Source organism: Streptomyces sp. NPDC026515 (assembly GCF_055567595.1).
In genome coordinates this window covers 241862-256400 of record NZ_JBVHQD010000014.1, presented here as the reverse complement: position 1 = coordinate 256400, position 14539 = coordinate 241862, and the positions used below count along the sequence as shown (strand labels likewise).

Sequence of the window (14539 nt, the reverse complement as noted above, 5' to 3'; positions counted from 1 at the left end):
CGCATCAGCGTGCTCTTCGCGATGCTCCGCGACGGCGCCTTCTACGAACCCCGAACCCCACGCCTCGCTTGACGAAAGACATAGAGGCACCCCCCCCCCGCCGCCCCGGCCACCCCGGGTCGGCGGGGGCCCGCTTTCACCCGCCCACTGCCCCCTGACGGCAGCGGCACCTACCGCGGGGGCCACAAAAGGGGACGTCAGCTTTAGGGTGGTCGCATGAACGATCGCATGGTGTGGATCGACTGCGAGATGACCGGCCTCTCGCTGTCCGACGACGCGCTCATCGAGGTGGCCGCACTGGTCACCGACTCCGAGCTGAACGTGCTCGGCGAGGGCGTGGACATCGTCATCCGTCCGCCGGCCAAGGCACTGGAGACGATGCCGGAGGTGGTGCGCCAGATGCACACCTCGTCCGGCCTGCTCGACGAGCTGGCCGGCGGCACGACGCTGGCCGAAGCCGAGGAGCAGGTCCTGGCCTACGTCCGGGAGCACGTGAAGGAGCCCGGCAAGGCCCCGCTGTGCGGCAACTCCGTCGGCACCGACCGCGGGTTCCTGTCCCGGGACATGGCGGACCTGGAGCGGTACCTCCACTACCGGATCGTCGACGTGTCCAGCGTCAAGGAGCTGGCCCGGCGCTGGTACCCGCGGGCGTACTTCAACAGCCCGGAGAAGAACGGCAACCACCGCGCCCTCGCCGACATCCGCGAGTCGATCGCCGAACTGCGCTACTACCGCGAGGCGATCTTCGTACCGCAGCCCGGCCCGGACTCGGACACCGCGCGGACGATCGCGGCCAAGCACGTGCTGCCTGCGGAATAGGCGTTCGGGAGGGCCCGGAGGGCACGCCCGTAAAGCCGTGCGCGAGCACCCCTTCGGACCCTGTACACTTTTTCTCGGCCGGTCGGAGAAACCACAGAATGACCGCCGGTCATGGTGGGTGTAGCTCAGCTGGTAGAGCACCTGGTTGTGGTCCAGGATGTCGCGGGTTCGAGTCCCGTCACTCACCCTTCACCGTCAGCCGGTGGCCTCGTCGAGAGACAGGTCACCGGCTGACCGCGTTTCCCGGGCATGGGGTTCGCCGGGCCGGGGGTCCTGATGTAAGCCATCGCTGTCTACAAGTGCGGCCATGGCCGGGAATCCGTCGAGGTTGAACAGGTGGAAATCACCGACCGCCTGATCGGCCCGCACTCCCGGGCCGGGAATCCGAGGAAAACAACGATGGGTTTGTCACACCAGCCCCGTGAGCAGCTCGCCGAGCCGGATTCCCGCAGATGGCGGGCGCTCGGGGTCATCTGCCTCGTGCAGGTGATGCTGCTGCTGGACGTAACCGTGGTGAATGTCGCCCTCCCCCCCGTCCAGCGGGATCTGCACTTCTCGACCGACGGTCTGGCCTGGGTGGTCAACGGTTACACCATCACCTACGGCGGACTGCTGATGCTCGGCGGGCGCATGGGTGATCTGCTGGGCCGCAGGCGGATGTTCCTGGTCGGCCTCGCGATCTTCGCGCTGTCCTCCGCGGGCGCCGGACTGGCTCCCCAACCGGGCGCGCTCGTCGCCAGCCGGTTCGTGCAGGGCATCGGTGCGGCCCTGGTCAGTCCGGCGGCCCTCTCCATGGTGACGCTACTGTTCACCCGGCCGCAGGAGAGGGCGCGTGCGATGGCGATATGGAGCGGACTGGCCGGGGTGGGCGCCGCCCTGGGCGTCGTGCTGTCCGGAGTCGTCACCGACCTGGTGTCCTGGCGCTGGATCTTCTTCATCAACCTGCCGATCGCGGCGTTCGCCTTCCTCGCCACCCCGAGGCTCGTCTCCGAGAGCCGGGCGGCCCGGCGCGGCCGGCCCGACGTGCTCGGAGGCGTGCTGATCACGCTGGGGCTCCTGCTGGTCGTACTGGGCCTGCTGGAGAAGGAGAACCACGCGTGGCTCTCGTTCCCGGTCTCGGGCTGGTTGGGTATCGGCGTTGCCCTTGTCGCGGCCTTCATCGCGGTGGAGGCCCGTGTGGAGCGGCCGTTGGTCCCGCTCGAATTCCTGCGGTCACGCAACCGCAGCACCGCCAATGTGGTCCGCATCTGCTACTACGTGGGTTTCGCCACCCTCTTCTTCACGCTGAGCCTGTACGTGCAGCAGACACTGCACTTCTCCGTTCTCGCGACGGGCTTCGCATTCGTTCCGTTCGGACTGGTCATCCTGTTCAGCGCGACCGTGGTGGCACCGTGGCTCCTGCCGCGGTTCGGTCTGCGGCTCCTGAACGGAGGAGGGCTGGCGGTCTCCACCGTCGGTTACCTCCTGCTGGCGCACCTGTCCCCGCACGGCACCTACGCGGCCGACGTTCTTCCGGGACTGATCCTCGTCCCGCTCGGCGGCGGACTGGTCCTGGTCGGCTCCACCGTCGCCGGTGTCGACGGCGCCACGGGTGAGGACGTGGGCATCGCCACCAGTATGAACAACGCGTCCATGCAGATCGGAAGTGCCATCGGCCTGGCCGCCCTCGTCTCGTTCGGCGGAGATCGCGCCTCCGCCCTGCGCCGTGCGGGCGTCGACGCGACGACCGCCACCGCGCACGGCTTCGCCTTCGGCTTCGCCATCGCCGCGGGCGTCACGGCCTTCGGCGCACTGCTCGGTTTCTTCGGGATCCGTCCGGTCTCCCCACAGCCGTCGGCACGGCCCGTGGAACACCCCGCCGGGGAGCGGACCACGGCCTGAACGCGCCTCAGCCGTCCGGACCCTCCGGGCGAGACCGCACGGAGCCGGGCCGCCGTGCCGCCCGTGTACCGGATGCGCGGGCGGCGGCGCGTCGCGGGACACGGACGGCGTGCCGGATCAGCCGTCCGCGCCGAGCCGGCGGCGGGCGCCGGGGTGCGCCCGGTAGGGGCTGACGCTCGGCTCACCCGGGATCCAGAAGCGCCACGGACAGCCGGCGGCCGGGCCGCCGATGCCTGTACGCGGTCCCCGGCCGACGCCTTCCGGGCGCAGGCTTCCGGCCGGCCCGGCGAGGAACAGTCCGGCCGCGGCGTCGGACGCCGGCTGCCCGTCATGGCGCAGATCGACGATGCCCAGGGCCTGGGCGAGGTTCGCGGGGCCCCGCGCCAGATCCCTCACCGGTACACCGGGACGCCGGCGCTCTCGCGCCAGCGCCACCCCTTCCTCGACCGCGCCGGCCCGCAGCAGTACCGAAGCGGGCCGCCGCCCCGGTCCGCACACCGCGTTCAGGCACCGGTGGACCGCGTGTGTCCGGTAGACGTAGAAGGTCCCCGGTTCCCCGAACTCCGCACGGTTGGTCGCGCTCGGCCCCCGGAACGCATGGGAAGCGGGATCGTCGGGCCCCTCGTAGGCCTCCACCTCGGTGATGCGTACCACCGTCACGCCGCGCTCCGAACGCGACACGACCAAGGCCCCGAGCAGTTCGGGGGCCACCTTCACCGCCGGCCGGTCGAAGAACTCCCCGGGCAACGGGGACGGCGACGCGGACAGCGTCGCTGACGTACCCACCGGCTCGTCGAACGCCTCCAGTTGCGTGTACCCGATGCCGTCCGTGCTTCCCGCGGCCCAGCCGTCTGCCATTGCCGTCTCCGTCCGATGAACCGGCGCCGGACCTCGGCACCTCCCCGCCTCAGCGGTCACCCGCCGCCTCGTCATACCCGGACGGACGGACATACGACGCTCGGAGCAGGACATCGGAGCGGACGTCGATCGCGCGACTACCTGTAACCACCGGCGAGTTCGGCGAACGCATCCAGGATGTACAGTGTGTCGGCCTCGGGCCGGGTCGGCAGCGAAAGGGTCACGTGGCCGGCCCCCGCCTCGGCGTAGGCGTCGAGGAGTTCGAACGCGGGTGCCACGGACGAGACGATCACCGGCATGGGTCCGGCGGCTTCGGCCAGCCGGTCCAACTGGGGCCGGACCCGGGCCGGGTCGCCCATCGAGTGCGGCATCCAGCCGTCACCGTACGCCGCCGCCCTGGCGAGCGCCGCCTGGCCGTCACCGCCGACGTACACGGGCGGATGAGGGCGTTGCACCGGCTTGGGCCAGCAGAAGATCGGGTCGAAGTCGACGTGGTCGCCATGGAACTCCGCCTGGTCCTTGACCCAGATCTCCTTGACCGCGGCCAGCCGCTCGTTCAGGAGCTTTCCACGGATACGCGGATCCGTGCCGTGATTGCGCATCTCCTCATGGCTCCAGCCCGCGCCGACGCCGAAGATCACCCGGCCGCCGGACACCAGGTCAAGGCTGGCGACCTGCTTGGCGGTGTGGATCACATCGCGCTGCGCCAGCAACGCCACACCGGTTCCCAGCAGCAGGTTCTCGGTCACCATCGCGGCCGCCGTCAGCGCGACGAACGGGTCGAGCGTGCGGAAGTACACCCTGGGCAGATCTCCGCCCCCGGGGAACTTCGTCGCCCGGTGCACGGGAACGTGGCTGTGCTCGTGCAGGAAGAGCGAATCGAAACCGCGTTCCTCCAGTGCCCTGCCGAGTGCGGCGATTCCGGTGCCCTCGTCCGTCACGAACGTCGAGACGCCAACCTTCATGTTCCCAGTGAACCACCAGACGCCGCGGCCCGTTTTTTCGCAGGTCAGCTCGCTCCTACGAGGCGGCTGACGGAATTCGGACCAGTTCCGCCCCCCGCCCCGGCCCCCGGCGCCCCGGCGCCCCGTCGCACGGCGGCCCCGGCTAGGACGAGGCGCGGATCACCAGTTCGGTGGGGAGTACCGCGTGCCGGCGTTCGAGGCCGCGGACGGCCGCCGGGCGGCGGTCGGCGATCTCCGCGAGAAGGAGGTCGATCATCGCGCGGCCCATCTCCACGATGGGCTGGCGGACACTGGTGAGCGGCGGGTCCATGTGGCGGGCGATGGCCGAGTCGTCGTACCCGACCAGCGCCACGTCGTCGGGGATACGGCGGCCCCGCTCGCGCAGCACCTGGCGGGCGCCGGCCGCCATCACGTCCGAACCGGCGAAGACGGCGTCCAGGTCGGGGCGCCGCTCCAGCAGCAGGGACATCGCCCGGCGGCCACCCCGCTCGGTGAAGTCACCGGGGACGATGAGAAGTTCGTCCGCCTCCCGGCCCGCGTCCCGCAGGGCGTCGCGGTAGCCGTCGACGCGGCGCTGGGCGCCGTACACGTCGAGGCGGCCGGTGATGTGCGCGATCGTCCGTCGGCCACCGGTCAGCAGGTGCTCGACGGCCGACCGGCCGCCGCCGTAGTTGTCGGAGTCGACGGACGTCAGCGTCTCGGCGGCGGAGCGCGGGCCGCTGATCACGGCCGGGATCTCCAGCTCGGAGAGCAGGTCGGGCAGCGGGTCGTCGGCATGGACGGAGACGAGCAGGACGCCGTCCACACGGTGGGCGGCCAGGTACTGGGCGAGCCGTTGCCGCTCCCGGTCGCCGCCCGCGAAGATCAGCAGCAACTGCATCTCGGTGTCGGAGAGTTCGGCGCCGACACCGCTGAGCATGTCGGAGAAGTACGGCTCCGCGAAGAACCGGGTCTCCGGCTCGGGGACGACGAGCGCGATCGCGTCGGTGCGGTTGGCCGCGAGGGCGCGGGCGGCGGTGTTCGGGACGTAACCGAGCTCCGCGACGGCCGCCTCGACGGCGGCCCGGGTGGCGTCGCTGACCCGCGGCGAGCCGTTGATCACCCGCGACACCGTACCGCGGCCCACGCCGGCGCGGACGGCGACCTCCTCCAGGGTCGGCCGCCGGACACCCCGGCCCCGCTCGCCCCTCACCGTCATGGTCGCCGCCTTCCGTTCGCAGCATTCAGGCCAGGAATGTAACAGCCGTGATCGGGCCGTTCCCGGCCCCGTCGTCTCCAGGGGCCGGGCCGGGTCAGCTTTGCTCGCCGGCGGCCGGAAGCGCGTTCTGGCGGATCACCTCCGCGTACCAGTGTGCGCTGGCCTTGGGGATGCGGCGCTGGGTGCCGTAGTCGACGTAGACGGCGCCGAAGCGCTTCGAGTACCCGTAGGACCACTCGAAGTTGTCCAGCAGGGACCACAGGAAGTAGCCGCGGACATCCGCTCCGTCGGCGACGGCCTGCCGGACGGCGTCCAAGTGTGCGTGCAGGTAGGCGATCCGCTGCGGGTCGTTCACCCGGCCCTCGGGCGAGACGTAGTCGTCGAAGGCGGCGCCGTTCTCGGTGACCATCAGGGGCAGCTCCGGGTGCGAGGCCGCGAGGGAGGTCAGCAGGGTGTGCAGCCCGCTCGCGTCGATCGCCCAGTTCATCGCCGTGAGCTGGTCGTTGGCCAGGTGGAAGGTGACGTCGTCGGAGCCCGTCCACGGGGAGTGGTCGCTCGCGCCGTGGCCGTCGTTGCGGGTGCCGGCACCGCCCTCGACGGCCGCGGAGACCACGGTCGGGGAGTAGTAGTTGACGCCGAGCAGGTCGATCGGACGGGAGATCTCGGCGAGGTCGCCGTCGTGCACCAGCTCCGCCCAGTCGACGAGGTGCGCGGTGTCGGCGAGCAGGTCCTCGGGGTAGGCCCCGTCCAGGATCGGGCCGGTGAAGATCCGGTTGCCGACCGCGTCGATCCGGCGGGCGGCCTCGGCGTCCGCGGCGCTGTCGGAGAGCGGGCGCACCTGGTGCAGGTTGAGGGTGATGGAGGTCTGCGCGGTCGAGGGCAGGTTCTCCCGCAGCGCGCCGACCGCCTTCCCGTGGGCCAGGTTCAGGTGGTGCGCGGCGCGCAGGGTGGCCGCCGGGTCGGTACGCCCCGGGGCGTGCACGCCCGAGCCGTAGCCCAGGAAGGCGCTGCACCAGGGCTCGTTGAGCGTGGTCCACACGCCGACGCGGTCCCCCAGGGCGCGGGCCATGATCTCGGCGTAGTCGGCGAAGCGGTGCGCGGTGTCCCGCTGCGGCCAGCCGCCCGCGTCCTCCAGTTCCTGCGGCAGGTCCCAGTGGTAGAGCGTGGCGACAGGGGTGATGCCCGCCGCCAGGAGCTCGTCGGTGAGCCGCCGGTAGAAGTCCAGGCCGCGCTCGACGGCGGGCCCGCGGCCGGTGGGCTGGACCCGGGACCAGGAGACCGAGAACCGGTAGGCCCTCAGACCGAGATCCTTCATCAGCGCCACGTCGCCCTGGTACCGGTGGTAGTGGTCGGCGGCGATGTCACCGGTGTCGCCGTTGCGGACCTTGCCGGGGGTGTGGCTGAAGGTGTCCCAGATGGACGGCGTGCGGCCGTCCTCGGCGGCGGCACCCTCCACCTGGTACGCGGCGGTCGCGGCCCCCCAGACGAAGCCGGGCGGGAAGGAGGTGTGGGAGGCCGACTGGGCAGTGGCCTCGGTTCGTACGGCGGTCATGGTGAGAACGCTCCCGGAGTGGCGGGGGAAGGGGGGTCGGACGGGGTCCTGCTGCGGGGAGAGGCACCGGGGCGGGGCGCACGGAAAGGCGCGCCCGGCCCCGGGGTACGGCCCGCGCGCGGCGGGCCGTACGGGACGGCGGGCGGTTCGGCGGTGCGGCGTCAGCCCTTGACGGCGCCCGCCATGATGCCTCCGACGATCTGCTTGCCGAAGATCACGAAGACCAGCAGCAGCGGCAGGGTGCTGATCAGCGCCCCGGCCATGACGATGCTCTGGTCGGGCGTGTAGGAGGCGCTGAGCTGCCCGAGCGCGACCTGGAGGGTGGGGTTCTCCTGGTTCAGGGCGAGGAAGGGCCAGAAGAAGTCGTTCCAGGCCTGTACGAAGGTGAGCATGCCCAGCACCATCATCGCGGGCCGGGCCGCGGGCAGCACCACGTTCCACACGATGCGGATGTTGGTCGCGCCGTCCACCTTGGCCGCCTCGATGAGTTCGTAGGGCAGCGCCTCCAGCAGGTACTGGCGCATGAAGAAGACACCGAAGGCGCCGACCAGGGTCGGGAAGATCACCGACTCCAGTTTTCCGCCCCAGCCGATGTCCGCCATCATCATGAACAGCGGGACCACGCTGAGCTGCGGCGGGATCGTCAGGGTGGCGATGACCGCGGTCATCAGGGCGCCCCGGCCGCGGAACCGCATCTTGGCGAAGGCGTAGCCGGCCAGGGTGCAGAAGAACAGGGTCGCCGCGGTGATGCAGCCCGACACGATCACGCTGTTGACGATCGCCTTGCCCAGGTTGGCCTGTTCCCAGGCGGTCTGGAGGTTGCTCCACAGCCTGCCGCCGGGCAGCAGCGGCGGGGGGCTGTCGAGGACCCGCTGCTGGTCGTGGGAGGCGGCCACCAGCGTCCAGTACAGCGGGAAGATCGAGCCCAGGCCGACGACGACCAGGACGAGATAGGTGAGGGGGCCGCCCTTGAGCTGCTGCCCGGCGCCGAGCTTGAGTCGTATGCGGTTCCTGCCCGGGGCGGTGACCGGCGGCACCGGGTCGAGGCCCGGCGCGGTCTTGGTGGGGCTGGTCGTGGTCATCGATTTCGCTCCCGTCAGGCCGCGCTCTTGCGCACGAACCGGCCGACGATCCAGTTGATCAGGGCGATGAGCAGCAGCAGGGCGAGCATGGCCCAGGCCACCGCCGCGGCCGGACCGAGATGCCCCAGCTTCCAGCCGTAGTTGTAGAGGTAGATGCTGAGGGTTTCGTACTGGTGCTCGTTGCCGCCGGTGGAGCCGAGCGTGCCGCCCTGGAGCAGCAGCGGCTCACCGAACAGCTGCATGGAACCGATCGTCGAGATGACGATGGTGAACAGGATCGTCGGCCGCAGCGAGGGGACGGTCACCTTGCGGAACTGCTGCCAGCGGGACGCCCCGTCGATGGAGGCCGCCTCGTACAGGTCGGTGGGCACGGCCTGCATGGCCGCCAGGTAGATCAGCGCGTTGTAGCCGGTCCAGCGCCAGATCACGATGACGGAGATGGCGATCTTCGAGGTCCATTCCCCGTTGCCCCAGTCCGTGTTGCCGATGCCGACGAAGTGCAGCACCCAGTTGAGGATGCCGCCGTCGGCGCGGAACACCAGGGCGAAGACCAGGGCCGCGGTCGCCACCGACGTGGCGTACGGGGTGAGCACGACCGTCCGCCAGAACGTGCTGGCGCGCAGCTTGTAGTTGAGCAGGTGGGCGAGGCCCAGGGCCACGAGCAGCTGCGGGACGGTCGAGATGACGCCGATCAGGAAGGTGTTGGTGACGGCCGTCCAGAACTCCGAGTCCTGGAGGATCTTGGTGAAGTTGTCGAAGCCGACCCACTCCGACGTGCTGAGGCTCGTCATCTCCACCCGGTGCAGGGCGATCCAACCCGTGTACAGGAGCGGGTAGAGCCCAAACGCGCCGAAGACGAGGAAGAACGGTGCGATGTACGCGTACGGGGACGCGAGGTCGTCGAAGCGCCACAGCCGGCTGCGCCAGGTGCCGCGTCCGTCCGCCGCGGCACCGGGGCCGGCGGGCGGGGTGGGGGCACCCCGTGTGGGGGTTGTCGTTGCCACGGGGGATTTCCTTCCTGGGGTTTCGGCCGGGGTACGGGGGGCGGGGCGGGGGCGTCGGGGTTTTCCACCGCACCGGACCCGGCCTGGGGGACGCGGCGCGCCGGTGTCCGGCGCGCTCTGCCCGCGCGCCCGGCACCGGAACCTCGTACGGCACAACGCGCGGTGCGGGCGGCCGGTGGGCCGCCCGCACCGCGGGTCGTCAGCCGATCACCTTGTCGATCGCCTCGGTCGCCGCCTTCCAGGCGTCGTCGGGCTTGGTGCCCCGCTGCTCCATGTTGTTGATCTGCGTGGAGATCGTGTCCTTGATCGTCGCGTCCTTCGGGCCGAGCACCGCCTCGGGGATGGACTTGGCCTCCTCGGCGTAGATCTGGCCGATCGGGGCGTCGTTGAAGTACGGGAGCTTCGCGTCCTTCACGCTGGCGAGGTCATAGGCGCCCTTGTTGGACGGGAAGACACCGATCGCCTTGAAGACCTCGGCCTGCTGCTCCGGGGCGGTCAGCCACTTGACGAGGTCGGCGGCCTCCTTGGTGTGCTTGCCGCTCTTGGGGACGGCCAGGAAGGAGCCGCCCCAGTTGGCCGCGGTCGAGCCGGGGGCCTTGGCTATGTCCCACTTGCCCTTGAAGGCGTCACCGGAGTTGGTGGAGATCTGTCCGGCCATCCAGGCGGGGCAGGCCACGGTGGCCACGCTGCCCTTGCGCAGCGCCGCCGTCCAGGCGTCGGTGAACTGCGCGAGGCCCTGGGTCAGCTTCTTCGACGCGGCCTCGGCGGCCAGGTTCCAGCCCTGCTGCACGGAGGGGCTGTCCTTGTAGATCGCCTTGCCGTCGGCGTCGTAGTACTGCTGCGTGGAGGAGCTGACCACCGCGTTGTACATGGCGCTCGCGGAGTCCATGAAGTAAGTCCCGGACGGGGCCTTCTTCTTGTACTGCTCGCCGAGCTTGAGGTAGTCCTCCCAGCCGCCCGCGACGGCCTTGGCGACGGAGTCGCGGTCGCTGGCCAGGCCGGCCTTCTCGAAGAGGTCCTTGCGGTAGCAAAGGGACATCGGGCCGATGTCGGTGCCGGCGCCGATGACGGTGCCGTCCGCGGCGGTGGCCTGCTTCTCCTTCCAGGAGACCCAGTCGTTCACGTCGATCGTCTTGCTGAGGTCGGTGAACTTGGCCGCCTGGGTGTCGACGACCTCCTTGATGCGCCCCACTTCGATGCCGGTGACGTCGGCCAGGCCACTGCTCGTGTTCAGCTGCTGAAGGAGCTTCGGGTAGTAGTCCTGCTCGTTGGCGGTGGTCTCTTCCTTCACCGTGATGTTCGGGTGCAGCTTGTGGTACTTGGCGAACAGGTCGGCTTCCTTGTAGCCGAACTGACCGAAGTCGGCCACCTTGAGAGTGATGTTCCCGTTGGAGTCCGAACTGTCCGAATCGCTGTCGCTGCTGCAACCGGTCAGCAGCAGAGCCGATGAGGTCAGGACCGTTGTGGCCAGGACCGCCGCTCTGCGGCCACGACCGCCGGTACGGGTGATGCGCATTCCACTACTCCTTGTTCCAGTGGGAACGGGATCTCAGGAATCAGACCGCCGGGGTCCGACGGTCCGGACCTGCCCTCTCGGTGCGAGCAGCGGCCGGCCCACAGCACTCGGTGTGCGGTGAAAAGGTGCTGGTCAACGGGGTACGTCAACGACAGAGGGAAGGACCATGGGGTGGTTCGGTGCACACGGGAGAGGTTCCCCGATTGCCCGTGGGACCGCTCCCATGCGGCATGCCGGAAGACTGGTTCCTGTCGGGCCACCTGTCAAGACTTGAAAACGGCGTTGTTGCCCAAGCGTGTTCGGTACGTCACGGGAATGTGTCGCGCCGCGGAGTTTCACCGGCCGGACACCGGCCCGTCTCCTCCCGGAATCATGCAGGTCAACGGCGCGACGATCCCAGGCACCCCAGGAGTCGCAGCCTAGAAGCGGGCGACGCCGGAGTTTTCCGCCCCGGAACGCGCGGCGCCCGGAACGGACGCCGGAAGGTGAACGATGAGCTTCCCGGACCCCCGGCCAGAGGCAGGTGGAACCGCGGCCGGTCTCGCCCTTTGCCGTGGGAGCGCTCCCATGCATAATTGAGGTCCCACCGACCATGGGAGCGCTTCCATGCCCGAACCGCTGACCGTGACCTTTCCTCCTGCCTTCCTCTGGGGCGCCGCGACCTCCGCCTACCAGATCGAGGGGGCGGTGCGGGAGGACGGCCGCACCCCCTCGATCTGGGACACCTTCAGCCATACGCCGGGCAAGACGGCCGGCGGCGAGACCGGTGACATCGCTGTCGACCACTACCACCGCTACCGCGACGACGTGGCGCTGATGGCGGACCTCGGGCTGAACGCCTACCGGTTCTCCGTCTCCTGGTCGCGCGTCCAGCCGACCGGGCGCGGCCCTGCGGTCCAGGTCGGCCTGGACTTCTACCGCAGGCTGGTCGACGAGCTGCTGGCCAAGGGCATCAGGCCCGCGATCACCCTCTACCACTGGGACCTGCCGCAGGAGCTGGAGGACGCGGGCGGCTGGCCGGAGCGGGACACGGCGTACCGGTTCGCCGAGTACGCGCGGATCGTCGGCGAGGCGCTCGGCGACCGCGTCGAACAGTGGATCACCCTCAACGAGCCCTGGTGCAGCGCCTTCCTGGGCTACGGCTCCGGCGTGCACGCCCCCGGCCGTACCGACCCGGCGGCCACCCTGCGCGCCGCGCACCACCTCAACCTGGCGCACGGCCTCGGCACTTCGGCACTGCGTACGGCGATGCCCGCCCGCAACCAGGTCGCGATCAGCCTGAACTCCTCCGTCGTGCGGCCGCTCTCGCAGGACCCCGCCGACCTGGCGGCGGTCCGGACCATCGACGACCTCGCCAACGGCGTCTTCCACGGCCCGATCCTGCACGGTGCGTATCCCGAGTCGCTGTTCGCGGCGACGGCCGCGGTGACCGACTGGTCCTACGTCCGGGACGGCGACCTCACCGCCGTCAACCAGCCGCTGGACGCCCTCGGGCTGAACTACTACACGCCCGCCCTGGTGTCGGCGGCGTCCGGCACGGCGGCCGGCCCGCGCTCGGACGGGCACGGCGGCGGCGACCACTCCCCCTGGCCGGGCGCCGACGACGTGGCCTTCCACCAGCCCCCGGGCGAACGCACCGAGATGGGCTGGACGATCGACCCGACGGGCCTGTACGAGCTGATCATGCGCTACGCGGCCGAGGCCCCGGGGCTGCCGCTGTACGTCACGGAGAACGGCGCGGCCTACGACGACAAGCCCGACCTGGACGGCGTGGTCCACGACCCCGAACGCGTCGCCTACCTGCACGGCCATCTCTCCGAGGTCCGCCGCGCGATCGCCGACGGCGCCCACGTCCGGGGCTACTACCTGTGGTCCCTGATGGACAACTTCGAGTGGGCGTACGGCTACGGCAAGCGGTTCGGGGCGGTGTACGTCGACTTCGCGACCCTCGCCCGCACCCCGAAGTCGAGCGCGCGCTGGTACGGGGAGGCGGCCCGCACCGGGTCGCTCCCGCCGGCCCGGCCCTCGGCGTGACCCGGCGGCGGCGCGCGGCACCCGGCTGGGCGCGGCACACACAGGGGAGTGCCGCGCCCGTCCGTCGGCCGGTGGGGGTCAGCCGACGGCCGCGAACGCCTTCGCGAAGGCGTCCTTGTCCTGGGTGATCGAGCTGCACGTGGCGTCGGCGGTGGGCCTGGCGCCGCCGGCGCACTGCTTGTCGCGGGTGGCGGACCACATCGACAGGCCGCCGAGGCCCTTGGACTTGGCGAAGCCGACGAGCTGGGTGGCGTCGTCCACCTTGAAGACCTCGGTGGAGACGTCGTTGACGCCGATCATCGGGGTGACCGCCACCGCCTTCCAGGCGGCCTGGTCCGAGAGTCCGAGCACGCTCTTGACCTGGGCCTGGGTGGCGGTCGCGGCCTGGGTGGCGTAGGTGCCCATGTCGCCGTTGTACGAGGGGCCGTAGTCCATCGCCATGATGTTGACGGTGCTGATCCTCACACCGTTGGCCTTGGCGTCGGAGAGCAGGTTCACGCCGTCCTGGGTGAGGCCCTCCGGCATGACCGGCAGGGTGAAGGAGACGTCCAGGTCCGGATGGGCGGCCTGGAGCTTGGCGATGGCCTTCGCACGGTTGGTGTTCGCCGTGGTGTTGGGCAGCGCGCCGCCTTCCACGTCGAAGTCGACCTTGGTCAGCTTGTAGGCGTCGACGGCCTTGCCGTACGCCGCCGCCAGCGCGTCCGCCGAGGAGCAGGTGGTCGCCAGCTCGGAGCCGGAGGCGCCGCCGAAGGAGACCCGGACGTCACCGCCCTTGGCGCGCAGGGCGCCGATCTGGGCCGCCACGCCGTCGTCGGCCAGGTCGGTCACCCCGCCCCACTTGGGCGTGCAGCCGCCGCCGTCGGTGACGAAGGCGAGGTTGTAGTTCTTCACACCGGTCGCGTCGGCGGCCGCGAGGAGGTCGAACGCCGGGTAGAGGGAGGTGTCGACGTAGGGGGCGAAGCCGGCGGAGGCGGTGGTGCCGGTACCGCTGCTCTGGGTGGGGGACGCGGTGGCCGTCGCCGTCGCGGTGGCCGTCGCCGTGGAGGTGGCGGAGGCCGTGGCGGTCGGGGTCGGGGTCGGCTTGGCGGACTGCGTCGGGCGGCCGCTGGGCTCGGGGGTCGCCGTGCCGTCCGCCGAACAGCTCGCGTGGTCGATGCGGCACCCGGTCGGGTTCCCGCTGCCGTTGACCACGAAGCCGATGGTGACCGACTCGTCGGCCGCCAGGCCGTCCGTGTCCCACTTCGGCGGCTTCACGGTGACGTGCTGCCCGCTGACCGTGGACTCGGCGTTCCACAGCGAGCTGAGCTTCGCGCCGGCCGGCAGGTCGAACTCCAGCGTCCAGTCCTTCTCCGTGGCACCGCTGTTGTTCGTCACGACGTACTGCGCGGTGTACCCGGTCGACCAGTCGCTGGTCCTGGTGTAGGCGGCGCCGACCCCGGCCGCCTGCGCGATACCGGTGAACAGGAACGCCCCGCCACCGACCACGGCCGCGGCGACCAGTCCGCCTGTCGCCTTGTTCCTGCCACTGATGCTGCGCCGGTGCGTGCTCATGCGCGTGCCTGCCTTCGCCTGCCGATTGGGGGGGTGCGGCAGCACGCTAGCGACCGGGAATCGGACAAACGGCCTGATA

General features: G+C 70.6%; 11 protein-coding genes and 1 tRNA gene. 4 read left to right on the top strand and 8 right to left on the bottom strand.

Features of this window, described 5'->3' with window-relative positions; genetic code table 11:
- Positions 1–216 precede the first annotated feature (216 nt).
- The 3 genes from orn (at position 217) to ACZ4O3_RS28590 (ending at position 2700) form a co-directional block, all read left to right on the top strand.
- Positions 217–819 (top strand): oligoribonuclease, encoded by a 603-nt coding sequence (gene orn / locus ACZ4O3_RS28600; protein WP_467724938.1) that lies wholly within the window; start codon positions 217–219, stop codon positions 817–819.
- A gap of 114 nt (positions 820–933) precedes the next feature.
- Positions 934–1006, top strand: a tRNA-His gene (locus tag ACZ4O3_RS28595).
- Between the two features lie 212 nt (positions 1007–1218).
- Positions 1219–2700: an MFS transporter gene (locus ACZ4O3_RS28590; RefSeq protein WP_467724936.1), complete on the top strand. Its 1482-nt coding sequence runs from the start codon at positions 1219–1221 to the stop codon at positions 2698–2700.
- A gap of 117 nt (positions 2701–2817) precedes the next feature.
- On the opposite strand, the gene ACZ4O3_RS28585 is transcribed toward ACZ4O3_RS28590, so the two are convergent.
- The 7 genes from ACZ4O3_RS28585 to ACZ4O3_RS28555 form a co-directional block, all read right to left on the bottom strand.
- The gene (locus ACZ4O3_RS28585; protein ID WP_467724934.1) at positions 2818–3558 is read right to left on the bottom strand and encodes a DNA-3-methyladenine glycosylase; all 741 of its coding nucleotides are present in this window, start codon (positions 3556–3558) and stop codon (positions 2818–2820) included.
- Positions 3559–3695: 137 nt separating this feature from the next.
- Complete coding sequence (locus ACZ4O3_RS28580; RefSeq protein WP_467724932.1) at positions 3696–4523, bottom strand: LLM class F420-dependent oxidoreductase; 828 nt, start codon at positions 4521–4523, stop codon at positions 3696–3698.
- 142 nt (positions 4524–4665) lie between these two features.
- Complete coding sequence (locus tag ACZ4O3_RS28575) at positions 4666–5721, bottom strand: LacI family DNA-binding transcriptional regulator (protein ID WP_467724931.1); 1056 nt, start codon at positions 5719–5721, stop codon at positions 4666–4668.
- A 94-nt stretch (positions 5722–5815) separates the two neighbouring features.
- Entirely contained in the window at positions 5816–7273 is a 1458-nt protein-coding gene (locus ACZ4O3_RS28570; RefSeq protein WP_467724929.1) for a GH1 family beta-glucosidase, read from the bottom strand.
- Between the two features lie 161 nt (positions 7274–7434).
- Positions 7435–8355 carry a carbohydrate ABC transporter permease gene (locus ACZ4O3_RS28565; protein WP_362728895.1) on the bottom strand — a complete coding sequence of 307 codons (921 nt, stop codon included), beginning with the start codon at positions 8353–8355 and terminating at the stop codon, positions 7435–7437.
- Between the two features lie 14 nt (positions 8356–8369).
- Positions 8370–9359: a carbohydrate ABC transporter permease gene (locus ACZ4O3_RS28560; RefSeq protein ID WP_467724928.1), complete on the bottom strand. Its 990-nt coding sequence runs from the start codon at positions 9357–9359 to the stop codon at positions 8370–8372.
- A 199-nt stretch (positions 9360–9558) separates the two neighbouring features.
- A complete protein-coding gene (locus ACZ4O3_RS28555; protein WP_362730884.1) occupies positions 9559–10875 on the bottom strand; it encodes an ABC transporter substrate-binding protein in 1317 nt (438 codons plus the stop codon).
- Positions 10876–11481: 606 nt separating this feature from the next.
- Here ACZ4O3_RS28555 and ACZ4O3_RS28550 point away from each other — a divergent pair.
- Positions 11482–12909: a GH1 family beta-glucosidase gene (locus ACZ4O3_RS28550; RefSeq protein ID WP_384988650.1), complete on the top strand. Its 1428-nt coding sequence runs from the start codon at positions 11482–11484 to the stop codon at positions 12907–12909.
- 78 nt (positions 12910–12987) lie between these two features.
- Here the strand turns inward: ACZ4O3_RS28550 and ACZ4O3_RS28545 are convergent, their stop codons facing one another.
- Positions 12988–14460 carry a glycoside hydrolase family 18 protein gene (locus tag ACZ4O3_RS28545; protein WP_467724925.1) on the bottom strand — a complete coding sequence of 491 codons (1473 nt, stop codon included), beginning with the start codon at positions 14458–14460 and terminating at the stop codon, positions 12988–12990.
- Positions 14461–14539 lie beyond the last annotated feature (79 nt).

What these genes read in the sequence shown, in the direction of transcription:
- orn (WP_467724938.1), top strand. Translation starts at nt 217, where the DNA reads ATGAACGATCGCATGGTGTGGATCGACTGCGAGATGACCGGCCTCTCG.
- ACZ4O3_RS28590 (WP_467724936.1), top strand. Translation starts at nt 1,219, where the DNA reads ATGGGTTTGTCACACCAGCCCCGTGAGCAGCTCGCCGAGCCGGATTCC.
- ACZ4O3_RS28585 (WP_467724934.1), bottom strand. Translation starts at nt 3,558, where the DNA reads ATGGCAGACGGCTGGGCCGCGGGAAGCACGGACGGCATCGGGTACACG.
- ACZ4O3_RS28580 (WP_467724932.1), bottom strand. Translation starts at nt 4,523, where the DNA reads ATGAAGGTTGGCGTCTCGACGTTCGTGACGGACGAGGGCACCGGAATC.
- ACZ4O3_RS28575 (WP_467724931.1), bottom strand. Translation starts at nt 5,721, where the DNA reads ATGACGGTGAGGGGCGAGCGGGGCCGGGGTGTCCGGCGGCCGACCCTG.
- ACZ4O3_RS28570 (WP_467724929.1), bottom strand. Translation starts at nt 7,273, where the DNA reads ATGACCGCCGTACGAACCGAGGCCACTGCCCAGTCGGCCTCCCACACC.
- ACZ4O3_RS28565 (WP_362728895.1), bottom strand. Translation starts at nt 8,355, where the DNA reads ATGACCACGACCAGCCCCACCAAGACCGCGCCGGGCCTCGACCCGGTG.
- ACZ4O3_RS28555 (WP_362730884.1), bottom strand. Translation starts at nt 10,875, where the DNA reads ATGCGCATCACCCGTACCGGCGGTCGTGGCCGCAGAGCGGCGGTCCTG.
- ACZ4O3_RS28550 (WP_384988650.1), top strand. Translation starts at nt 11,482, where the DNA reads ATGCCCGAACCGCTGACCGTGACCTTTCCTCCTGCCTTCCTCTGGGGC.
- ACZ4O3_RS28545 (WP_467724925.1), bottom strand. Translation starts at nt 14,460, where the DNA reads ATGAGCACGCACCGGCGCAGCATCAGTGGCAGGAACAAGGCGACAGGC.